22 protein-coding genes are annotated in these 20,845 nt (G+C 54.6%); 17 read left to right on the forward strand and 5 right to left on the reverse strand.

Features of this window, described 5'->3' with window-relative positions; genetic code table 11:
- Positions 1-105: 105 nt before the first annotated feature.
- A complete protein-coding gene (locus GC087_RS01620; protein WP_033738213.1) occupies positions 106-462 on the forward strand; it encodes a DUF2500 domain-containing protein in 357 nt (118 codons plus the stop codon).
- Positions 463-490: 28 nt separating this feature from the next.
- On the opposite strand, the gene GC087_RS01625 is transcribed toward GC087_RS01620, so the two are convergent.
- On the reverse strand, positions 491-760 hold the full coding sequence (locus GC087_RS01625) for a DUF1145 family protein (protein ID WP_006121057.1): 270 nt from the start codon (positions 758-760) through the stop codon (positions 491-493).
- The gene (gene rsmD, locus GC087_RS01630; RefSeq protein ID WP_033738212.1) at positions 750-1,349 is read right to left on the reverse strand and encodes a 16S rRNA (guanine(966)-N(2))-methyltransferase; all 600 of its coding nucleotides are present in this window, start codon (positions 1,347-1,349) and stop codon (positions 750-752) included. The genes GC087_RS01625 and rsmD overlap by 11 nt, the downstream gene beginning before the upstream one ends.
- Positions 1,350-1,582: 233 nt before the next feature.
- On the opposite strand from rsmD, the gene ftsY reads away from it, so the two are divergent.
- The 4 genes from ftsY to rpoH all read left to right on the forward strand — a co-directional run bounded on the left by ftsY (position 1,583) and on the right by rpoH (position 6,027).
- Positions 1,583-3,292, forward strand: a complete 1,710-nt coding sequence (gene ftsY, locus GC087_RS01635; RefSeq protein WP_205955751.1) for a signal recognition particle-docking protein FtsY — start codon at positions 1,583-1,585, stop codon at positions 3,290-3,292.
- A 5-nt stretch (positions 3,293-3,297) separates the two neighbouring features.
- Positions 3,298-3,966, forward strand: a complete 669-nt coding sequence (gene ftsE, locus GC087_RS01640; protein ID WP_006121054.1) for a cell division ATP-binding protein FtsE — start codon at positions 3,298-3,300, stop codon at positions 3,964-3,966.
- The gene (gene ftsX / locus GC087_RS01645) at positions 3,956-4,939 is read left to right on the forward strand and encodes a permease-like cell division protein FtsX (protein WP_033738206.1); all 984 of its coding nucleotides are present in this window, start codon (positions 3,956-3,958) and stop codon (positions 4,937-4,939) included. The genes ftsE and ftsX overlap by 11 nt, the downstream gene beginning before the upstream one ends.
- A gap of 230 nt (positions 4,940-5,169) precedes the next feature.
- Positions 5,170-6,027, forward strand: a complete 858-nt coding sequence (gene rpoH, locus GC087_RS01650) for an RNA polymerase sigma factor RpoH (protein ID WP_006121051.1) — start codon at positions 5,170-5,172, stop codon at positions 6,025-6,027.
- Positions 6,028-6,070: 43 nt separating this feature from the next.
- Here rpoH and panM read toward each other — a convergent pair whose 3' ends face one another.
- Positions 6,071-6,457, reverse strand: coding sequence for an aspartate 1-decarboxylase autocleavage activator PanM (gene panM, locus GC087_RS01655; protein ID WP_058701437.1), 387 nt, complete (start codon positions 6,455-6,457; stop codon positions 6,071-6,073).
- A gap of 401 nt (positions 6,458-6,858) precedes the next feature.
- On the opposite strand from panM, the gene GC087_RS01660 reads away from it, so the two are divergent.
- The 10 genes from GC087_RS01660 to ugpQ all read left to right on the forward strand — a co-directional run bounded on the left by GC087_RS01660 (position 6,859) and on the right by ugpQ (position 16,981).
- Positions 6,859-7,983: a branched-chain amino acid ABC transporter substrate-binding protein gene (locus tag GC087_RS01660; protein ID WP_324029497.1), complete on the forward strand. Its 1,125-nt coding sequence runs from the start codon at positions 6,859-6,861 to the stop codon at positions 7,981-7,983.
- Positions 7,984-8,111: 128 nt separating this feature from the next.
- On the forward strand, positions 8,112-9,038 hold the full coding sequence (livH, locus tag GC087_RS01665; protein ID WP_033738195.1) for a high-affinity branched-chain amino acid ABC transporter permease LivH: 927 nt from the start codon (positions 8,112-8,114) through the stop codon (positions 9,036-9,038).
- A complete protein-coding gene (locus GC087_RS01670; protein WP_324029499.1) occupies positions 9,035-10,306 on the forward strand; it encodes a high-affinity branched-chain amino acid ABC transporter permease LivM in 1,272 nt (423 codons plus the stop codon). Before livH ends, GC087_RS01670 begins: the two co-directional genes overlap by 4 nt.
- Positions 10,303-11,070 carry a high-affinity branched-chain amino acid ABC transporter ATP-binding protein LivG gene (livG, locus tag GC087_RS01675; protein ID WP_006121046.1) on the forward strand — a complete coding sequence of 256 codons (768 nt, stop codon included), beginning with the start codon at positions 10,303-10,305 and terminating at the stop codon, positions 11,068-11,070. The genes GC087_RS01670 and livG overlap by 4 nt, the downstream gene beginning before the upstream one ends.
- A gap of 1 nt (position 11,071) precedes the next feature.
- Positions 11,072-11,779, forward strand: a complete 708-nt coding sequence (livF, locus tag GC087_RS01680; RefSeq protein ID WP_058701434.1) for a high-affinity branched-chain amino acid ABC transporter ATP-binding protein LivF — start codon at positions 11,072-11,074, stop codon at positions 11,777-11,779.
- Between the two features lie 284 nt (positions 11,780-12,063).
- Positions 12,064-13,380: a sn-glycerol-3-phosphate ABC transporter substrate-binding protein UgpB gene (gene ugpB / locus GC087_RS01685; protein ID WP_058701433.1), complete on the forward strand. Its 1,317-nt coding sequence runs from the start codon at positions 12,064-12,066 to the stop codon at positions 13,378-13,380.
- Between the two features lie 55 nt (positions 13,381-13,435).
- Positions 13,436-14,323 carry a sn-glycerol-3-phosphate ABC transporter permease UgpA gene (ugpA, locus tag GC087_RS01690; protein WP_006121041.1) on the forward strand — a complete coding sequence of 296 codons (888 nt, stop codon included), beginning with the start codon at positions 13,436-13,438 and terminating at the stop codon, positions 14,321-14,323.
- Positions 14,320-15,165 carry a sn-glycerol-3-phosphate ABC transporter permease UgpE gene (gene ugpE / locus GC087_RS01695; RefSeq protein ID WP_006121040.1) on the forward strand — a complete coding sequence of 282 codons (846 nt, stop codon included), beginning with the start codon at positions 14,320-14,322 and terminating at the stop codon, positions 15,163-15,165. Before ugpA ends, ugpE begins: the two co-directional genes overlap by 4 nt.
- A 2-nt stretch (positions 15,166-15,167) precedes the next feature.
- On the forward strand, positions 15,168-16,241 hold the full coding sequence (locus tag GC087_RS01700; protein WP_033738186.1) for a sn-glycerol-3-phosphate import ATP-binding protein UgpC: 1,074 nt from the start codon (positions 15,168-15,170) through the stop codon (positions 16,239-16,241).
- Positions 16,238-16,981 (forward strand): glycerophosphodiester phosphodiesterase, encoded by a 744-nt coding sequence (gene ugpQ / locus GC087_RS01705; RefSeq protein WP_324029502.1) that lies wholly within the window; start codon positions 16,238-16,240, stop codon positions 16,979-16,981. The genes GC087_RS01700 and ugpQ overlap by 4 nt, the downstream gene beginning before the upstream one ends.
- On the opposite strand, the gene GC087_RS01710 is transcribed toward ugpQ, so the two are convergent.
- Positions 16,978-17,265, reverse strand: coding sequence for a DUF2756 domain-containing protein (locus tag GC087_RS01710; RefSeq protein WP_324029504.1), 288 nt, complete (start codon positions 17,263-17,265; stop codon positions 16,978-16,980). The two genes, ugpQ and GC087_RS01710, sit on opposite strands and share 4 nt — an antisense overlap.
- Positions 17,266-17,472: 207 nt before the next feature.
- Here GC087_RS01710 and ggt point away from each other — a divergent pair, with 207 nt between their 5' ends.
- Positions 17,473-19,218, forward strand: a complete 1,746-nt coding sequence (gene ggt / locus GC087_RS01715) for a gamma-glutamyltransferase (RefSeq protein WP_369974390.1) — start codon at positions 17,473-17,475, stop codon at positions 19,216-19,218.
- A gap of 33 nt (positions 19,219-19,251) precedes the next feature.
- Here the strand turns inward: ggt and GC087_RS01720 are convergent, their stop codons facing one another.
- Entirely contained in the window at positions 19,252-19,740 is a 489-nt protein-coding gene (locus GC087_RS01720) for a GNAT family N-acetyltransferase (protein ID WP_324029506.1), read from the reverse strand.
- Positions 19,741-20,090: 350 nt separating this feature from the next.
- Between GC087_RS01720 and GC087_RS01725 the strand changes: the two genes are divergently transcribed.
- Complete coding sequence (locus tag GC087_RS01725; RefSeq protein WP_033738177.1) at positions 20,091-20,786, forward strand: pirin family protein; 696 nt, start codon at positions 20,091-20,093, stop codon at positions 20,784-20,786.
- The last annotated feature ends 59 nt before the right edge of the window (positions 20,787-20,845 follow it).

Raw genomic sequence — 20,845 nt, forward strand, 5'->3', positions numbered from 1 at the left:
GTCAGTCTAGGTTATGCCAGCGCGATGTGACAATCGGTCAACTCTGGTTGTATGCTTTATCGCGCAATGCAAGACGATCTGAGACCGGATAAACGCTGAGGAAAGATGAAACCACCGCTACTTTTTATTATCGTCGTGGCCATTATTGCCGTACTCGCGACACGCCAGTTCATCAAACAGCGGCGCGAGGCAGCCGTCAACGATGCCTCGCCGGTACGCACCGTCGCGGTTGAGGTCAAAACCAAACGTGAGTTTTCGGTATCCAGTCGCCGCTCACGTGAGCGCGAAGTGATCGCCGGAGACGAAATGCGCTATGAGGCCTGGTTTCATCCGCTCAATGGCGAAAGCGATATTAAGATGCGCGTTAATGAAAGCGACTACCACCTGATGGACAAGGGCACGAAAGGCGAGCTGACACTTCAGGGCACGCGTTTTATCCGCTTCACGCCTGCCGGAAACTGACGGCGAGCGTGACGCCCGCCGTTATCCTTTATTTACGTGGGAAATTTTTTTTCTGCCACGCAACCAGTTCGAACACGCCAAACAAAAAGACTTTGATCTGGGTAGCGCGATCGAGCGGTGGTGCATCTTTGCCCTGCGTCGTGCGCAGCAGGACTAACTGCAGGCCGTGCATCAGGATCATAAATATCAAGGCCACATTGATGAACCAGGTCAGGGGCTTCGGATACGGATGAATCAGGTTAAACAGTAAAAAACCCCATACGCACAGCATCAGCAGGCGTCCTAAATTAAGTAACATCATGCGTCTCCTGTTGGCGCTGATATAAACGATAGGCCACCTGGCCCGCAATTTTTTCGCGATGTAAATCCCAGTGAACCGGCACCGGCGGTGGGCCGTTTTCCACTTCGCTTTCAACGTAGACGAGTGCATCCGCTGTCAGCCAGTTATTTTTTTCCAGCAGTTGCAGGGTTTGCTCCAGCAAACCCTGCCGAAACGGAGGATCGACAAACACGATACCAAAGGGATGGCCGTCCTGCGCCAGCCAGCTCAGGGTGTTGGTTTGTACGACGTTGCCGTTTGAGGCCTGCAATGTCTGAAGGTTTTTGCTCAGCTGTTGCGCCACCGGGCGCTCCAGCTCAAGCAGCGTTGCCGACGCGGCATAGCGTGAGAGCGCTTCCAGCCCCAGTGCGCCACTTCCGGCAAAGCAATCCAGGCAGTCAGCCTGCTGCAGGTGGGGTGCCAGCCAGTTAAACAGGGTTTCTCGCACCCTGTCGGTGGTGGGACGAAGACCCGCGCTGTCTGGCACCGGTAATTTGCGGCCGCGCCACTGTCCGCCAATAATGCGGATTTGGCCCGCACCACCTGTTTTACGGGGAGGTTTTATCATCTTGCTCACAAATCGTCATAATTTGTTGCGTAGTTTAACGGGCGAAACGATGAGAAGAAACGTTAAAAAAGGGTGCTGTGGTGAGCTGCCAGGAAAGTGTTAGACTACGACGCTGCTGATGTTATGCATAATTCTGCGGTTTAACGCCACTTTGGCGTTTATCACCAATACTGTTTTTAACCCTGGGAACATTGTGCTACCGGGATGAAGCCATCGAGGAGTGTGGTTACACAATGGCAAAAGAGAAGAAACGAGGCTTTTTTTCCTGGCTGGGATTTGGCAAAGAAGAAGAGAAACAACCCTTAACGGATGCGCAGACGGCACAACCGGAAGCCCAGCAGCCAGAACAGGAAGCCCCGGCACGCAGTCAGGCGGAAACCGCTGAACAGGAACGCGGTGCCGCACCTGAAAACCGTGTTGAACAGCAACAGGAAAGTGATGCAGCTACGTCTGAAGACGTACCGGTTACCGCCCGTGTAGCCGGGCCTGAAACGGCGGTTGATCCGCATACCGGTATGATCACGCCCGTTGAGCCTGCCGATGACGTCAACGATGAGGAACTGACTGCGCTGCCGTCAGCGGAGGTTGAGCTTGCCTCATCCGCGCCTGAACAGGCACCTGTGGCGGACGATGCGCCGCTGAGCGACGATGAGCTGGCCGCGCTGGCGCTGGCGGATGCCGACGTGACAGATATCGCGCCGCACGACGCTGCCATCGCTGAAACTGAACAGGCGGACGATGCGCCGCTGAGCGACGATGAACTGGCCGCGCTGGCGCTGGCGGATGCCGACGTGACAGATATCGCGCCGCACGACGCTGCCACCGCTGAAACTGAACAGGCGGACGATGCGCCGTTGAGTGACGAAGAACTGGCTGCGCTGGCACTGGGAGACGCGGACGTCGTTAACGTTGAAACTGTCGGGCACGATGCCGGGGCGACAGCGCCAGACGACACGGTCAGCGATCTTCCGTTAGCCGCCGCACCGCTGGTAGCGCACGAGCAGGAACAGGAGCGCCCCACCAAAGAGGGATTCTTTGCCCGCCTGAAGCGCAGCCTGGTGAAGACCCGCCAGAACCTGGGCTCGGGTTTTATCAGCCTGTTCCGTGGCAAGAAAATCGACGATGACCTGTTCGAAGAACTGGAAGAACAACTGCTGATTGCCGACGTGGGCGTGGAAACGACGCGGCGCATTATTACCAGCCTGACGCAGCATGCTGACCGTAAGCAACTGCGTGATGCGGAAGCGCTTTATGGCCTGCTGAAAAGCGAAATGGCGGCGATCCTGGCGAAAGTCGATGAACCGCTGAATGTCGAAGGTAAAACCCCGTTTGTTATCTTAATGGTCGGCGTGAACGGCGTGGGTAAAACCACCACCATCGGCAAGCTGGCACGTCAGTATCAGGCAGAAGGTAAATCTGTGATGCTGGCTGCGGGCGATACGTTCCGTGCGGCCGCTGTTGAACAGCTTCAGGTCTGGGGCCAGCGCAACAACATTCCCGTTGTCGCGCAGCATACCGGCGCGGATTCTGCCTCGGTGATTTTCGATGCCATCCAGGCGGCCAAATCACGTGGCGTTGACGTGTTGATCGCGGATACCGCAGGGCGCTTGCAAAATAAATCGCACCTGATGGAAGAGCTGAAGAAAATTACCCGTGTGATGAAGAAGCTGGATGAGCAGGCGCCACATGAAGTCATGCTGACCCTGGATGCCAGTACCGGGCAAAATGCCATCAGCCAGGCCAAACTGTTCCATGAAGCGGTAGGGCTGAGCGGCATTACACTGACTAAACTGGATGGGACAGCCAAAGGTGGCGTGATTTTCTCGGTCGCCGATCAGTTTGGCATCCCTATCCGTTATATCGGTGTCGGAGAAGGCATCGACGATTTACGGCCCTTCAAGGCCGAGGATTTTATTGAGGCACTGTTTGCCCGAGAGGACTAATTAGGATGATTCGCTTTGAAGAGGTCAGTAAGGCATATCTCGGCGGACGTCAGGCGCTGCAGGGCGTAGATTTTAATCTGCGTCCTGGCGAAATGGCGTTTTTGACCGGCCACTCCGGGGCAGGTAAGAGTACGTTGCTGAAGCTGATTTGTGGCATTGAGCGCCCCAGCGCCGGGCAAATCTGGTTTAGCGGACACGATATTTCGCGCCTACGTAACAGCGAAGTGCCGTTCCTGCGTCGTCAGATCGGGATGATCTTTCAGGATCACCATCTGCTGATGGATCGTAGCGTTTATGACAATGTGGCCATCCCGTTGATCATCTCCGGTGCCAGCGGCGAGGATATCCGTCGTCGTGTTTCGGCGGCGCTCGATAAAGTGGGCCTGCTCGACAAAGCGAAAAGTTTTCCTATTCAGCTCTCCGGCGGTGAACAGCAACGTGTCGGTATTGCCCGTGCCGTCGTGAATAAGCCCGCCGTTCTGCTGGCTGACGAACCAACGGGTAACCTGGATGAGGCGCTGTCAGAAGACATCCTGCGCCTGTTTGAAGAGTTTAACCGCGTAGGTGTGACCGTTTTGATGGCGACGCATGATGTTGCCCTTATTGGTCGCCGCAATTATCGGGTAATGACGCTGAATAAAGGACGCCTGCACGGAGGCCACGATGGTCAATAAACGCAACAAACGCGCGGCAGCCCCGAAGGCGAAGCAACCGTCAAAGAGCAAAGCGTTACGCGGTGGCTGGCAGGAACAGTGGCGCTACGCGCTACGCGGTACGCTGTCAGATATGTGGCGTCAGCCGCTGGCGACGTTGCTGACAGTGATGGTGATTGCGATTTCCCTGACGCTGCCCAGCGTCTGCTATATGGTGTGGAAAAACGTCAGTCAGGCGGCTTCGCAGTGGTATCCCGCGCCGCAACTGACGGTGTATCTCTCAAAAACGCTGGATGATACGGCTGCTGAGAATGTGACCGCGCAACTGAAACAGGTTGAGGGTGTGGATCACGTTAACTATCTGACGCGTGAAGAAGCCCTGAATGAATTCCGCAACTGGTCAGGCTTCGGCGGCGCGATGGATATGCTGGAACAGAATCCGCTGCCTGCTGTCGTTATCATTACGCCAAAGCTCAACTTCCAGAATTCGGACACCATGCAAACGTTACGCGACAGAGTGGCGAAAGTGCAGGGCGTCGATGAGGTACGGATGGATGACAGCTGGTTTGCCCGTCTGGCGGCGCTGACCGGCCTGGTCGGTCAAATTGCGTCGATGATCGGTATCCTGATGATCGTGGCGGTCTTCCTCGTGATTGGTAACAGCGTCAGGCTGAGTATTTTTGCCCGCCGCGATACGATCAACGTTCAGAAGCTGATCGGGGCAACGGATGGATTTATCCTGCGGCCGTTCCTGTATGGTGGCGCGTTACTCGGGTTCAGTGGCGCGGTACTTTCCCTGATCCTGTCTGAAGTGCTGGTGCTGCGCCTGCAGTCTGTTGTGGCTCAGGTGGCGTCGGTATTTGGCACCACCTTCTCTCTGGAAGGGTTTTCCTGGGATGAGGCATTACTGCTGTTGCTCATCGCCGCCATTATCGGCTGGATTGCCGCCTGGCTGGCAACCGTACAACATTTACGTCGATTTACGCCCCAGTAAAGCGCTGCAACATTTTTTTGTTATAATCATCCTCTGCTGCCGACAGTGGGCGCAGAGGATGTTGCCCTGCTGTCATCTGTGTGTAAAATATTCACTGCTATAATTGAACTTGTGGATAACTTTGTTTTCTAAGTAGCACAGATTGCTTTTGGTTTTCCTGCGACGTTGACATAATGTGACGTGCGCTTATGGAAAGATGCGGCAATTCCACTGATTTTGTGAGGGTTTGAATGACCAAAGAAATGCAAACTTTAGCTATTGCTCCTCTGGGCAACCTGGAATCTTACGTTCGGGCTGCCAACACCTGGCCGATGCTGTCGGCAGAAGAGGAAAAAGCGTTGGCTGAACGGCTGCATTACCAGGGCGATCTGGATGCGGCAAAGACGCTGATCCTGTCTCACCTACGCTTTGTTGTTCATATCGCTCGTAACTATTCTGGCTATGGCCTGCCTCAGGCTGACCTGATCCAGGAAGGTAACATTGGCTTGATGAAAGCCGTTCGTCGCTTCAATCCAGAAGTGGGTGTTCGTCTGGTGTCCTTTGCCGTTCACTGGATCAAAGCAGAAATTCACGAGTATGTGCTGCGTAACTGGCGCATCGTGAAAGTGGCGACCACTAAGGCACAGCGCAAGCTGTTCTTTAACCTGCGTAAAACCAAGCAGCGTCTGGGCTGGTTTAACCAGGATGAAGTCGAGATGGTGGCGCGTGAGCTGGGCGTGAGCAGCAAAGATGTGCGAGAAATGGAATCGCGCATGGCGGCTCAGGATATGACCTTCGATATGTCCGCTGACGACGAAAGCGGCGAAGGAAAATCCATGGCGCCGGTGCTGTATCTCCAGGATAAAACCTCTGACTTTGCGGACGGCATCGAAGAGGACAACTGGGAATCGCATGCAGCCGATAAGCTGACTTATGCAATGGAAGGGCTGGACGAGCGCAGCCAGCATATCATCCGTGCCCGCTGGCTGGACGAAGACAACAAAACCACCCTGCAGGAACTGGCCGATCAATACGGTGTTTCTGCTGAGCGTGTCCGACAGCTTGAGAAGAACGCGATGAAAAAACTCCGAATGGCTATCGAAGCCTGACGAGACAGGGCGACCTCAGGTCGCCCTTTTTATTGCCCGCGATTTATTTTACCCAGCCATCAACCTGCGCACGAAATCCACAGGCCTGCATAAACGCCGCCCGAACGCGTTGATCTTCGCTACCGTCATCAGCAATCCACCAGTCCTCCAGCGATGGGTTCTGCTTCATCGTGTCTTCCAGCAAATATTGCCCGACACCGCGACGTCGCGTGACATCTCTGACGGTCAGATGATGCACTTTACCGTGGATACCGGCTATCTCTAACTGTAACGCCGCCAGCAAACGGTCGTTGAAGCGTGCGACATAAAGGCGGTGATTTTCATTTAACGCGTTTTCCAGCGTGGCCAAATCCCTCTCAGGCCAGATTTTCTCCAGATCGATCCGATCCTGCTGCGTTAGAGAGGTCAACCGCAAAATAGTAAGCTTCATAACAAACACCTGTCCGTGTATAAGCCGAAAGTGTAGTCAATTCCCGTAATCAGAACCCCGGCACATTTTACGCAATAAAACAGGTCAAAACAGCGACAGAGTGCCAGGATAATAGTTATAAACAGGTAGTCAGCATTTAAAGCCAGCATAACGCGCTGGCCTGGTGAACAAAAGCCGCGCATTGCATCCAGTTGATTATGCTGCTTTTGGCCGCGAATCATGAATATGTCAGTTGCTTTACAGAATAAACTTCCTGTTTAATAGACTGAAATATAAAGCCTTATTATTAATAAAAGCCAGAAAAGCGTGCTAACTCCTTATTGTTAAATCAGTTTTCCCCTTTATCTGGCCAAAATAAAACCACTCACAACAAACACGACATAACTAATGGGGTAGTTCGCATGAAAATGACAGGTCGCGCGTTACTGGCAGGATGCATTGCATTGGCGATGAGCCATGCGGCAATGGCGAAAGACATTAAGATCGCTATCGTAGGTGCCGCTACTGGCCCGGTCGCGCAATATGGTGATATGGAATTTACCGGCGCCGCACAGGCGATTAAAGACATCAATGCCAAAGGTGGCGTAAACGGCGACAAACTGGTCGGTGTCGAATATGACGATGCCTGTGACCCGAAACAGGCGGTTGCGGTGGCTAACAAGGTCATCAATGACGGTATCAAATATGTTATCGGTCACCTGTGCTCCTCCTCTACGCAGCCTGCATCAGATATCTATAACGATGAAGGCGTGCTGATGATTACGCCTGCGGCTACCGCGCCAGAACTGACTGCACGCGGCTATGCCGACGTGATGCGTACGACCGGTCTGGATTCTGATCAGGGTCCAACTGCGGCGAACTACATTCTGGATGTCATCAAGCCAAAACGCATTGCTGTGGTGCACGACAAGCAGCAATACGGCCAGGGTCTGGCAGAATCGGTACAGAAAACCCTGAAAGCGAAAGGCGGCAACGTGGTGATGTTTGAAGGGATCACCGCGGGCGATAAAGATTTCTCAACGCTGATTGCGCGACTGAAGAAAGAAAACGTCGACTTTGTTTATTACGGTGGTTATTACCCGGAGCTGGGCCAGATTCTGCGTCAGGCAAAAGCGGCAGGACTGAAAGCAGGCTTTATGGGGCCAGAAGGTGTGGGCAACGCCTCGCTGTCTAACATTGCGGGCGACGCCTCAGAAGGGCTCTACGTAACCCTGCCAAAACGTTACGACCAGCTGCCTCAGAACAAGGCCATCGTGGACGCCATCAAAGCGAATAGCGCGTCTAACCGTAAAGATCCTACCGGCCCGTTTGTCTGGACAACCTATGCGGCTATCCAGTCTCTGGTGACCGGCATGGAGCGCAGTAAGAGCGATGAGCCGGATGCGATTGCGAAGAACCTGAAAACCGGCGCACCGGTTCCGACAGTGATGGGCGAACTGAGCTGGGATCAGAAAGGCGATTTGAAAGGCTTCGAGTTTGGCGTCTTCAAATGGCACAAAGACGGTTCGTCTACCGCAGTTAAATAAGGCACTGATTCTTCCCCGTCGTACGACAGCGGGGAAGCAGGAGAAGGCGTGACTGACGCGCCATCGCCTGGCTAACCCTCTTCTGGCAGCAGGAGAGGGGTTTTCTGGTTTCTGAGCAGGTCCTCACTATGTCCGAGCAGTTTCTCTATTTTATTCAGCAGATGTTCAACGGGGTGACTCTGGGGAGCACCTACGCGCTGATCGCCATCGGTTACACCATGGTTTACGGCATTATCGGCATGATTAACTTCGCCCATGGCGAAGTCTATATGATCGGTAGCTATGTCTCTTTTATGGTTATTGCAGCCCTGATGATGATGGGTATTGATACCGGCTGGCTCATGATTGCCGCCGGTTTTGTTATGGCCGTTATCATCTCCAGTGCCTATGGCTGGAGCATCGAACGGGTGGCTTATCGTCCCGTACGGGCATCCAAGCGTCTGATTGCGTTGATCTCCGCCATCGGAATGTCCATCTTTCTGCAAAACTACGTCAGCCTGACGCAGGGTTCACGTGACCTTGCCCTGCCGAGCTTAATCACCGGCCAGTGGACGCTGGGCGAAAGCAACGGCTTTGCCGCCACGCTGTCGACGATGCAGATCGTGATTTGGGTGGTCACGTTCCTGGCAATGCTGGCCCTGACCCTGTTTATCCGTTATTCCCGCATGGGACGCGCCTGCCGCGCCTGTGCGGAAGACCTCAAAATGGCCAGCCTGCTGGGCATTAATACTGACCGGGTGATCTCGCTGACTTTTGTGATTGGTGCGGCGATGGCGGCGGTTGCGGGCGTGCTGTTGGGGCAGTTTTATGGCTCGATTAACCCGTTTATCGGCTTTATGGCGGGGATGAAAGCCTTTACCGCGGCGGTCCTGGGCGGCATCGGCAGTATTCCCGGCGCGATGATTGGCGGGCTGGTGCTGGGCATTGCCGAAGCGCTGACCTCGGCTTATCTCTCCACCGAATACAAAGATGTGGTGTCGTTTGCCTTACTGATTGTGGTGCTGCTGGTCATGCCTACCGGTATTCTGGGCCGCCCGGAGGTGGAGAAAGTATGAAACGCCTTGGTCTGGTCAATGCGATTGTTTCAGCGGCCATGCTGCTGGTGCTGGCGGCCTTCTTTATGGGAATGCGCCTCGATCTGAATGGTACGCAGCTACAGATAGTGAATGCCGGCAGCGTGCGCTGGAACTGGATATTCATCGGTTGTGCCGTTGTGTTTTTGTTTCAACTGCTACGTCCGCTGTTTCAGGGCAAGCTGATACGTAGCGGTGGTGGCCTGGTGTTGCCGGGCTTCGACGGCTCAACGCCAAAGCAAAAAGCCATTATGGGCTTGATGATCGCCGCGGCGGTTATCTGGCCGTTCCTGGTTACACGCGGCAGCGTCGATATTGCCACCCTGACACTGATCTACATCATGCTGGGTCTGGGACTGAACGTGGTCGTAGGGCTGTCGGGTCTGCTGGTGCTGGGCTACGGTGGTTTCTATGCCATTGGCGCGTATACCTTCGCGCTGCTTAATCATTACTATGGTTTTGGTTTCTGGCAAAGCCTGCCGCTGGCGGGCCTGGTTGCGGGCGCATTTGGCCTGATGCTCGGCTTCCCGGTGCTGCGCTTGCGCGGTGACTATCTGGCTATTGTCACGCTCGGCTTCGGCGAAATCGTCCGTATTCTGCTGCTCAATAACACGGCAATCACCGGCGGTCCAAATGGAATTGCTCAGATTCCTAAGCCCACCTTTTTTGGCCTGGAGTTTGGCCGTCGCGTCAGCGAGGGGGGATGGGGCACGTTTCACGATGTCTTTGGCATGAAGTACGATCCTAACGACCGGGTGATATTCCTCTATCTGGTGGCATTGTTGCTGGTGGTGCTGACGCTGTTTGTGATCAACCGCCTGCTGCGCATGCCGCTGGGTCGGGCATGGGAAGCGTTACGTGAAGATGAGATCGCCTGTCGTTCGCTGGGCTTGAGCCCGACCCGCATTAAGCTGACCGCGTTTACTATCAGCGCCGTCTTTGCTGGCTTCGCGGGAACGCTGTTTGCCGCTCGCCAGGGCTTTGTCAGTCCGGAGTCCTTTACCTTTGTCGAGTCCGCTTTTGTTCTGGCTATCGTGGTGTTGGGCGGAATGGGCTCGCAGTTTGCCGTTATTCTGGCCGCCATTTTGCTGGTGGTTTCGCGTGAGCTGATGCGCGACCTCAACGAATACAGCATGCTGGTATTGGGGGCGCTGATGGTGCTGATGATGATTTGGCGTCCGCAAGGCTTACTGCCGATGAAACGACCGCACCTGAAACTGCGTCAGGGTAAACAAGGAGAACAGGCATGAGTCAGCCTTTATTAGCCGTTGAAGGCCTGATGATGCGCTTCGGCGGTCTGTTAGCCGTGAACAACGTTAAACTGGAATTGCGCCCCCAGGAAATTGTGTCGCTTATTGGTCCAAACGGTGCGGGTAAAACCACCGTGTTTAACTGCCTGACCGGCTTTTATAAGCCAACGGGCGGCAGTATCACCTTACGCGACAAGAACCTGACTGGCCTGCCCGGACAGAAGATCGCCCGTATGGGGATCGTGCGTACCTTCCAGCACGTCCGTTTATTCCGCGAAATGACGGTGATTGAAAACCTGTTAGTCGCCCAGCACCAGCACCTGAAAAGTGGCGTGTTTGCGGGGCTACTGAAAACCCCGGCTTTTCGCCGCAGTGAAGGCGAGGCGCTGGATCGCGCTGCCACCTGGCTTGAGCGGGTTGGCTTACTCGATATGGCGAATCGCCAGGCCGGTAACCTGGCTTACGGTCAGCAGCGCCGACTGGAGATCGCCCGCTGCATGGTGACGCGGCCGGAGATTTTAATGCTGGATGAACCGGCAGCCGGACTTAACCCGAAAGAGACGCATGAGCTGGATGCGCTGATCGCCGAGTTACGAGGCGAGCATAAGGTATCCGTTTTGTTGATTGAGCACGATATGAAGCTGGTAATGGGCATTTCTGACCGTATTTATGTGGTGAATCAGGGCACGCCACTGGCGAACGGCACGCCGGAAGAGATTCGTAATAATCCGGATGTGATCCGTGCCTATTTAGGAGAGGCGTAATATGGCCATGTTAACCATTGATAACGTCAGTGCGCACTATGGCAAAATTCAGGCGCTGCATAATGTCAGTTTGCATATCGATCAGGGCGAAATCGTCACCCTGATCGGCGCAAACGGTGCAGGCAAAACCACTTTGCTGGGCACATTATGCGGCGAGCCGCGCGCCACCAGCGGTACGATCACGTTTGACGGCAAAACCATTACCGACTGGCAAACGGCGCGCATTATGCGTGAGGCTATTGCCATCGTGCCCGAAGGTCGCCGCGTGTTCTCACGCATGACGGTGGAAGAGAACCTGGCCATGGGCGGTTTTTTTGCCAGTCGCCCGGAGTATCTGGCGCGCATCGATCGCGTTTACACTCTGTTCCCACGTCTGGCAGAGCGTAAGGTGCAGCGTGCGGGCACCATGTCGGGCGGTGAACAGCAAATGCTCGCCATCGGCCGCGCGTTAATGAGCCAGCCGCGCCTGTTGTTACTCGATGAGCCTTCTCTGGGTCTGGCGCCGATTATTATCCAGCAGATTTTTGACACGATTGAGCAACTGCGCAGCGAAGGTATGACGATTTTCCTGGTTGAACAGAACGCGAACCAGGCGCTGAAGCTGGCCGATCGGGGCTACGTACTGGAAAATGGTCATGTCGTGCTGGAGGACAGCGGTGCGGCACTGCTGTCGAATGAAGCCGTGCGCAGCGCCTATCTGGGCGCCTAGGTTTCCCCGCCATCATCTATGCCGGGTGACTGCAGGCTCTGTGCCGGGCTGTCACCCGGCGAATTTTCCTTCCCTTACGGCACATACTTATCCCTGCTTCAGCAGCGCGGTTCAGCCCGGTGCTTTCCGGTCCATTAAACGCGCTTATCACTGTCATATCCTGACATTCTGTCGTCATTTTTCCGTCATCTGACTGTTATTTTTCCGTCATTTCCACATGTCATGTTACTTCGCGAGCAAAAAATGCGTGATAGCGCGCGTACCTACCTGAACAGGAAAATCCTATGTCCGTTGTTACTTTTCGTCGTAGCCTGATGAGCGCCCTGCTCGGTCTGGCGATCAGTGGTAATGCACTGGCCGTCACTGAGATCCCTTTCTGGCACTCAATGGAAGGCGAGTTAGGCAAAGAAGTTGACTCACTGGCACAACGTTTTAACCAGGAACACCCTGACTACAAAATCGTCCCTGTGTACAAAGGGAACTACGAACAAAGTCTGGCGGCAGGTATCGCCGCGGTCCGCACCGGAAAAGCGCCCGCGCTGTTGCAGGTTTACGAAGTGGGCACCGCCACCATGATGGCCTCTAAAGCCATTGTGCCTGTTTATCAGGTCTTTAAAGACGCGGGCATTTCAATGGACGAGAAGCAGTTTGTTCCTGCGGTCGCGGCTTACTACAGCAATTCAAAAGGCCAGCTGATCTCGCAACCGTTCAACAGCTCCACGCCTGTGCTGTACTACAACAAAGATGCGTTTAAAAAAGCCGGTTTAAACCCGGATCAGCCACCCAAAACCTGGCAGGAACTGGCAAAAGATGCCGATGCACTGCGTAAATCAGGCATGAGCTGTGGCTATGCCAGCGGCTGGCAGGGCTGGATTCAGATTGAGAACTTCAGCGCCTGGAACGGTCTGCCGGTGGCCACCAAAAATAACGGATTCGACGGCACCGATGCGGTACTGGAATTCAATAAACCGGCGCAGGTTCGCCATATCCAGTTGCTGGAAGACATGAACAAGAAAGGTGATTTCACCTATTTTGGTCGTAAAGATGAATCCACCGCGAAGTTCTATAACGGTGACTGTGGCATGACCACGGCCTCGTCAGGTTCACTGGCCGATATCCGCCATTACGCCAAATTCAATTATGGCGTCGGCATGATGCCTTACGATGCGGATATTCCGAATGCCCCGCAGAACGCGATTATCGGCGGTGCCAGCCTGTGGGTGATGAAAGGCAAAGATGCCAATACCTACAAAGGCGCGGCGGAATTTATGAAGTTCCTTACCGAGCCAAAAATTGCCGCGGAATGGCACCAGAAAACGGGCTACCTGCCTATTACTACCGCCGCGTATGAGCTGACGAAGAAAGAAGGCTTCTACGAGAAAAATCCAGGTGCGGATATTGCGATTCGCCAGATGATGAACAAGCCGCCGTTGCCTTACACCAAAGGCATGCGTCTGGGGAATATGCCGCAGATTCGTACCATCCTGGATGAAGAGTTAGAAAGCGTCTGGACCGGCAAGCAGACACCGCAGGCTGCGTTAGATAACGCCGTGAAGCGGGGTAATGAGCTGCTGCGTCGTTTCGAGCAACAGAATAAATAATCCGTTCTGCAGGCCAGCTCCGGCTGGCCTTTTTTCACCCAAGTCAGAGAACGTTATGTCTCCATCTCGCCCGGTGTTTCGTAATCGCCTGTTACCCTATTTGCTGGTGCTGCCGCAACTTCTGATCACCGCTATTTTCTTTGTCTGGCCAGCGGGTGAAGCGTTGTGGTATTCACTGCAAAACCTGGATCCTTTCGGCATCTCCAGCACCTTTGTGGGTCTGGCGAACTTTGAACGGCTCTTTTCCGACGGGCTTTATCTGGACACCTTCTGGACCACCATCAAGTTCAGCAGCATGGTCGCCTTTTTTGGCATGGTGTCCTCATTGCTCCTGGCGGCGCTGGTGGACTACGTCGTACGCCTGCGCAAGCTCTATCAGATGTTGCTGCTGTTGCCTTATGCGGTGGCACCGGTGATCGCGGCCGTATTGTGGATGTTCCTGTTCAGTCCCGGACTGGGGTTGCTGAGCTACCTGCTTAACCACATGGGCTATAACTGGAACTTCGCACAGAACAGCGGCCAGGCCATGTTCCTGGTGGTGCTGGCTTCAGTGTGGCAGCAGATGAGCTACAACTTCCTGTTCTTTTTTGCCGCGTTACAGTCGATACCAAAGTCGCTGGTCGAAGCCGCCGCCATTGATGGGGCAGGGCCGGTGCGTCGGTTCTTCTCTATTTCGCTTCCGTTGATTACCCCGGTGAGTTTTTTCCTGCTGGTGGTTAACCTGATTTATGCCTTCTTCGATACGTTCCCGGTCATTGATGCCGCGACAGGCGGTGGCCCGGTCCAGGCGACGACGACGCTCATCTATAAGATTTATCGTGAAGGCTTTACCGGTCTGGATCTCTCCTCATCTGCTGCGCAGTCCGTGGTGTTGATGCTGTTGGTTATCGCGCTGACCGTTATTCAGTTCCGCTTCGTCGAGCGTAAGGTGCAATATCAATGATTGAAAATCGTCGCGGGCTGGACATTTTCAGCCATGTCGTCCTGGTGCTGGGTATCCTGACCATCCTGTTTCCACTCTATGTGGCCTTTGTGGCCGCCACGCTGGATAACGACGCCGTCTATAACGTCCCGATGACGCTGATTCCCGGTACTCACCTGTGGGAAAACATTTCGCATATCTGGACGCAGGGCGTGAACGGCAACGGTCCGGCCTTTAGCCTGATGCTGATGAACAGCGTTATCATGGCGCTGGGCATCACCGTCGGTAAGATTCTGGTGTCGATTCTGTCCGCTTTTGCCCTGGTGTGGTTTCGCTTCCCCCTGCGCTCACTGTTCTTCTGGATGATCTTTATCACCCTGATGCTGCCGGTCGAAGTGCGCATTTTCCCAACGGTGCAGGTGATTGCCGATCTCAACATGCTGGACAGCTACAGCGGCCTGACACTGCCCTTGATGGCCTCCGCGACGGCCACTTTCCTGTTCCGGCAGTTCTTTATGTCGTTGCCGGATGAGCTTATTGAAGCCGCGCGCATTGACGGTGCCAGCGCGATGCGTTTTTTCTGGGACATCGTGCTGCCCTTGTCAAAAACCAATCTGGCGGCGCTGTTCGTTATCACGTTTATCTATGGCTGGAACCAGTACCTCTGGCCATTATTAATCATTGATAACGCCAGCCTGGGCACGGCCGTGGCGGGGATCAAAAGCATGATTTCTACCAGCGGTTCGCCAACGCAGTGGAACGAAGTCATGGCCGCAATGTTATTAACCCTGATTCCACCCGTGGTGGTGGTGTTTGTTATGCAGCGCGCCTTCGTGCGTGGTCTGGTTGAGAGTGAGAAATAGTGATGGCAGGCGTAACCCTTCAGGCGGTGACCAAATCTTACGACGGTAAAAATCAAATCATCCAGCCGCTCAACGTCACGATCAATGACGGCGAGTTTATGGTGATGGTAGGCCCTTCGGGTTGTGGCAAATCCACGCTGTTGCGCATGGTGGCAGGACTGGAGCGCGTCACGTCCGGCGATATTTATATCGCGGATAAACGCGTCACGCATGAGGAGCCCAAGGATCGCGGCATTGCCATGGTGTTCCAGAACTACGCACTTTATCCCCATATGTCCGTCGAAGAAAATATGGCTTACGGCCTCAGAATTCGTGGGATGAGTAAAGAGCATATTCGCCAACGCGTGCTGGATGCGGCACGGAGCCTGGAGCTGGATCATCTGTTAACGCGCCGTCCACGTGAGTTATCCGGTGGACAGCGCCAGCGCGTGGCCATGGGGCGTGCCATCGTGCGTGAACCCGCCGTGTTTTTGTTCGACGAGCCGCTCTCTAACCTGGATGCGCGCCTGCGCGTACAAATGCGCCTTGAGCTTCAGCAACTGCATCGCCGTCTGCAAACGACCAGCTTATATGTGACGCACGATCAGGTTGAAGCGATGACGCTGGCCCAGCGCGTGATGGTGATGAACAAAGGCGTGCTGGAACAGATTGGCACGCCGGTCGATGTTTACGAGCGCCCGGCCAGCCTGTTTGTGGCCTCCTTTATGGGTTCCCCCGCGATGAGTCTGATACAGGGCAATTTCAGCGAAGATGGCGCTCGCTTTGTGGTTGATGCGTCCCACGCTATTCCGGTGGGCGAGGGCAAAGCCAAATGGGCCAATCGCCCCGTGGTGCTTGGTATCCGGCCCGAACATGTTCAACTCAGTAGCCAGCAGCAGGGCGGCATTCCCTTCCGTGTTGAGACGCTTGAGATGCTGGGTGCCGACAATCTGGCACACGGTCGCATCGGTGAGGCACGTTTAGTGGTACGCTTACCCCATAGCGAGCGCCCGGAAGCAGGCAGCACCCTGTGGCTGCATCTGCCTGTTGAGGCGTTACATTTCTTCGATTCAAGTCACGGGAAGCGTCTGGAATGAGTGAAAAGCAATGGCCCTATCCGCGCATTGTCGCCCATCGTGGTGGTGGCAAGCTGGCACCTGAAAATACCCTTGCTGCGATTGACGTTGGCGCAAAATACGGACATCTGATGATTGAGTTTGATGCCAAACTCTCGGCAGATGCGCACATTTTTCTGCTGCATGACGATACGTTAGATCGCACCAGCGACGGCTGGGGCATTGCGGGCGAGCTCCCGTGGGACAAGCTGTCGCAGCTTGATGCGGGCGGTTGGTTCAGCGCGGCCTTTCAGGGCGAAAAGCTGGCCCGACTGGATGAGGTCGCGGCACGCTGCCGTCAGCATGGTTTGATGGCCAATATCGAAATTAAACCGACCACAGGGACCGACGCCGAAACCGGACGCGCCATTGCGCAGGCCGCTGCCACGCTGTGGCAGCGGCAACCTCTTCCTCTGCTCTCCTCGTTCTCCTTTGTGGCACTGGAAGCGGCCATGCAGGCCGAACCACAACTACCGCGCGGCCTGTTGTCTCATCACTGGGATAACGCATGGCAGGCGAAGACGCGGGCGCTGGACTGCACTTCAATTCACCTGAATCACAAGGTCCTCACTGAAGCCAGAGTCGCTGAGCTGAAAGAGGCCGATCTGCGTATTTTGGTGTATACCGTGAACAGCCCGGAACGGGCAAGGACATTACTGAAATGGGGCGTCGATGCCATCTGTACCGACAGCATCGACAGCATTGGCCCCGATTTTCACTAGTTCATATTCTGTTGGTTCTGCTGCTGGCCCGGCTGCGATTTGATCACCCGCTGCTGGGCACTATCCCGCTGCTCCTGCAACTTCCGCTGTACGTCCTGATTCTGACGCTGCTGGTCCTGCTGTAACTTCGTCTGCTGTTGCTGCGACTGGTTAAGCATCTGGGTCTGCATGCGTTGCTGGCTGGGATTATAGCCAGGCTTGTTGGAATCATTCGTGCTGTTCAGCATGTTCGCCATGCCGGTTAACGGCAGCAGGGCGGCGAAAACCATAAGCCACTTTTTCATTTTAATCCTCCAGTAAACGACCGGTGCTGTGTGTGCATGCCTGAAGCAGGTCATGTGGTCGTTAGCGTAAGTTTATGCGCTGGTTCAGATTACTGCTCCAGGAGTGCACTGAATTTGCGTTAATCCTTGATATTCGGCTTTGTTTGTAGTCAGTTACATAAAGGATAAAGAAATGTAAATAACCGTGAAGGTGGGAACGGAATGATGATGCAAGCCAGGTTACGCCAGCTGAGCTGGTCACTACTAATGAGTTTTACTGTTGTTACGGGGGCAAATGCCGCCCCGGTTCAGGCGCCGCCTGTCTCCTATGGCGTAGACAGCGATACGTTTCATCCGGTCAAAGCCCATAACGGCATGGTGGCGTCAGTCGATGCGCTGGCCACCAATGTGGGCGTGGATATCCTGCGTCAGGGCGGTAACGCGGTCGATGCCGCTGTGGCGGTTGGCTTCGCGCTGGCAGTGACGCATCCGCAGGCGGGCAACCTGGGCGGCGGTGGATTTATGCTGTTGCGAACGGCATCAGGACAGACCACGGCGATCGATTTTCGTGAAATGGCCCCGGCGGCGGCCACGCGCGATATGTTCCTGGACAAGCAAGGCAACGCCGACAGTAAGCTTTCTCTAACGTCACCGCTGGCTTCAGGCACGCCTGGCACCGTGGCTGGCTTTGCGCTGGCGGTGAACAAATACGGTACGCTGCCGCTGAATAAACTGCTGGCACCTGCCATCAAACTGGCGCGCGACGGGTTTATCGTGAATGATGCGCTGGCGGACGATCTTAACACCTATGGCAAGGAAGTCCTGCTCGCCCATCCCAACAGTAAAGCTATTTTCTTCAAACCGGATGGCACGCCCTGGCTGAAAGGCGAACGTCTGGTACAAAAGAATCTGGCTCACAGCCTGCAGTTGATCGCACAACAAGGCCCGGATGCGTTTTATAAAGGCAAGATTGCCGATCAGATTGCGGCCGAGATGGCGCAGCATGGCGGCCTGATAACGAAAGCCGATCTCGCGGCCTATCATGCGGTAGAGCGTAAGCCGATCAGCGGCACTTACCGGGGCTATGAGGTCTTCTCGATGCCACCACCCTCATCGGGCGGTATTCATATCGTGCAGATCCTGAATATCCTGGAAAATTTCGATCTGGGAAAAATGGGTTTTGGCAGCGCCGACGCCATGCAGGTCATGGCTGAAGCAGAGAAGTATGCCTATGCGGATCGCTCAGAGTATCTGGGCGATCCAGACTTCGTCAAAGTCCCGTGGCAGGCGCTGACCAGCAAAGCCTATGCCAAATCGCTGGCACAGCAAATCGATCTGGCGAAGGCACGGCCATCCAGTGATATTAAGCCCGGTAAACTGGCCCCTTACGAAAGTAATCAAACCACTCACTTCTCTGTGGTGGACAAAAGCGGCAATGCGGTTGCGGTCACCTACACCTTAAACACTAACTTCGGCAGTGGCATCGTAGCGGGTAACAGCGGCATTCTGATGAACAACCAGATGGATGATTTCTCGGCCAAACCGGGCACGCCGAATGTATATGGGCTGGTGGGCGGGGAAGCCAACGCGGTGCAGGCTGGAAAACGTCCGTTATCCTCAATGTCACCGACTATCGTTGCGAAGGACGGAAAAACGTGGCTGGTTACCGGTAGCCCGGGCGGCAGTCGCATTATCACCACGGTATTACAAATGGTCGTGAACAGCATTGATTACGGCATGAACGTGGCAGAGGCGACCAATGCGCCGCGTTTCCATCATCAGTGGCTGCCCGATCAGTTACGGGTTGAGAAGGGCTTCAGCCCGGATACGTTGCGCTTGCTCGAAGCGAAAGGACAACACGTTAAAGTGCAACCGGCCATGGGCAGTACACAAAGTATTATGATTGGTCCTGACGGTACGCTGTACGGTGCGTCTGATCCCCGCACGGTGGGCGATCTGAGTGCCGGTTATTAATATCGGTGGGCAGCCTTCTGGCTGCCCGTTTCGTTATGCTTTGATACGCGCCATAAAATGCGCATCTGTCATGTTCCCCTCGCGTATCGCATAGCCCTGCGCGGTGCCTTCAATTCGGAAACCGAACTGCTGGTACAGCGCGATTGCTTTGTGATTATCAGCAAAGACCGTCAGTTCAATGCGCGTCACCTGAAGCCAGTTGTCGCAAAGATCGACCATTGCCGCCATCAAAGCTTTGCCCACCCCGCGTCGATGAAACGCCGGATCAACGCCCATCCCTATGCTGGCGCAGTGTCGCCGCCGTGCTGTCGTAACGCCTTCAAGCGTGAGTTGCCCGACCACCTGCTCATCAATACAGGCTACCAACATATGCACACCGGCGCGTGGACTGGCCAGTTTTTGCTCCCATAGTGAGGGATAGGGCAGGTGCAGGGTTGCGGCCTGGGTTTCAGGCTGGCTGTAAAGACGAGTTAACGCGGGGGCATCAGCCGGGACAGCATGGCGAATCATCACTGAAGGCATGGCGGTTATCCTTATGAGCACGTGGTAAACCCTTTAAACATCAGGGGATTTACGTCAGGCGTCAACAGAAATAATACACAAAATCGCTTTACAGACGAGAATGATAATAATTATTATTGTCATGCTTTCTGGATGTTGTCGAGACGTCAGAAAGCACGACATTGCTCACAGTATTATTTAGCCAGCCGGGTGCTGGCTTTTTTTTTGCGCGCCCGTCCTGCTTTCCTTCAGTTCCGTTCAACAACCCCTTGCCAGAGGTTCATAATTTTTGAACAGAGAGGTGAAGTTTTTCAGCTATCAATCTTTCTCACCTGATACCAAACTATAAAAAACAGTGAGGAGATTTGAACATGATCTATTTACGTAAAGCTGAAGAACGTGGCCACGCTAATCATGGCTGGCTGGACAGCTGGCACACCTTCTCGTTTGCCAACTATTACGATGCAAATTTTATGGGCTTCTCAGCCCTGCGGGTGATTAATGAAGATGTGATCGATCCCGGCCAGGGATTTGGTACGCATCCGCATAAAGACATGGAAATTTTGACCTATGTCCTGTCGGGTACCGTGGAACACCAGGACAGCATGGGCAACAAGGAACAGATTCCCGCGGGTGAGTTCCAGATCATGAGTGCAGGTACCGGCGTACGTCATTCAGAATACAACGCCAGCAAAACAGAACCGCTGCATCTTTACCAAATCTGGATCATTCCAGAGCGCACGGGGATTGAGCCGCGTTACGATCAGCGTCGCTTTCCGGATGTGCAGGGTCGCCAGTTTATCCTCACCCCGGATGCCCGTGACGGTTCGCTCAAAGTCTGGCAGGACATGACGCTATCGCGCTGGGTATTTGCGGCAGGCGAAAGCGACAGCGTGACCATTGAGCCGGGACGCCGTATCTGGATTCAGGTTGTCAAAGGCGACGTGAAGGTGAACGGGCAATCCGCGTCAAACAGTGATGCCTTTGCCGTTTGGGACGAAACTGGCCTGACGCTTGAAGCCGACAGCGCGGCCGAAGTGTTGTTGTTTGACCTGCCGCCGGTCTGAGCCTGAAGGGGGCGAGCCTGTCTCGCCCCATCGCCCCATTAGCAATCTGCCTGTAAAAA

The organism is Pantoea sp. JZ2 (assembly GCF_035191405.1).
GTDB lineage: Bacteria > Pseudomonadota > Gammaproteobacteria > Enterobacterales > Enterobacteriaceae > Pantoea > Pantoea stewartii.

Coding starts and splice junctions, on each gene's coding strand:
- ugpB (WP_058701433.1), top strand. CDS start 12,064: ATGTCCGTTGTTACTTTTCGTCGTAGCCTGATGAGCGCCCTGCTCGGT.
- GC087_RS01660 (WP_324029497.1), top strand. CDS start 6,859: ATGAAAATGACAGGTCGCGCGTTACTGGCAGGATGCATTGCATTGGCG.
- GC087_RS01710 (WP_324029504.1), bottom strand. CDS start 17,265: ATGAAAAAGTGGCTTATGGTTTTCGCCGCCCTGCTGCCGTTAACCGGC.
- ftsX (WP_033738206.1), top strand. CDS start 3,956: ATGGTCAATAAACGCAACAAACGCGCGGCAGCCCCGAAGGCGAAGCAA.
- livH (WP_033738195.1), top strand. CDS start 8,112: ATGTCCGAGCAGTTTCTCTATTTTATTCAGCAGATGTTCAACGGGGTG.
- GC087_RS01725 (WP_033738177.1), top strand. CDS start 20,091: ATGATCTATTTACGTAAAGCTGAAGAACGTGGCCACGCTAATCATGGC.
- ugpQ (WP_324029502.1), top strand. CDS start 16,238: ATGAGTGAAAAGCAATGGCCCTATCCGCGCATTGTCGCCCATCGTGGT.
- GC087_RS01625 (WP_006121057.1), bottom strand. CDS start 760: ATGTTACTTAATTTAGGACGCCTGCTGATGCTGTGCGTATGGGGTTTT.
- GC087_RS01620 (WP_033738213.1), top strand. CDS start 106: ATGAAACCACCGCTACTTTTTATTATCGTCGTGGCCATTATTGCCGTA.
- livF (WP_058701434.1), top strand. CDS start 11,072: ATGGCCATGTTAACCATTGATAACGTCAGTGCGCACTATGGCAAAATT.
- ugpE (WP_006121040.1), top strand. CDS start 14,320: ATGATTGAAAATCGTCGCGGGCTGGACATTTTCAGCCATGTCGTCCTG.
- ugpA (WP_006121041.1), top strand. CDS start 13,436: ATGTCTCCATCTCGCCCGGTGTTTCGTAATCGCCTGTTACCCTATTTG.
- rpoH (WP_006121051.1), top strand. CDS start 5,170: ATGACCAAAGAAATGCAAACTTTAGCTATTGCTCCTCTGGGCAACCTG.
- ggt (WP_369974390.1), top strand. CDS start 17,473: ATGCAAGCCAGGTTACGCCAGCTGAGCTGGTCACTACTAATGAGTTTT.
- ftsE (WP_006121054.1), top strand. CDS start 3,298: ATGATTCGCTTTGAAGAGGTCAGTAAGGCATATCTCGGCGGACGTCAG.
- livG (WP_006121046.1), top strand. CDS start 10,303: ATGAGTCAGCCTTTATTAGCCGTTGAAGGCCTGATGATGCGCTTCGGC.
- GC087_RS01720 (WP_324029506.1), bottom strand. CDS start 19,740: ATGCCTTCAGTGATGATTCGCCATGCTGTCCCGGCTGATGCCCCCGCG.
- ftsY (WP_205955751.1), top strand. CDS start 1,583: ATGGCAAAAGAGAAGAAACGAGGCTTTTTTTCCTGGCTGGGATTTGGC.
- GC087_RS01670 (WP_324029499.1), top strand. CDS start 9,035: ATGAAACGCCTTGGTCTGGTCAATGCGATTGTTTCAGCGGCCATGCTG.
- panM (WP_058701437.1), bottom strand. CDS start 6,457: ATGAAGCTTACTATTTTGCGGTTGACCTCTCTAACGCAGCAGGATCGG.
- GC087_RS01700 (WP_033738186.1), top strand. CDS start 15,168: ATGGCAGGCGTAACCCTTCAGGCGGTGACCAAATCTTACGACGGTAAA.
- rsmD (WP_033738212.1), bottom strand. CDS start 1,349: ATGATAAAACCTCCCCGTAAAACAGGTGGTGCGGGCCAAATCCGCATT.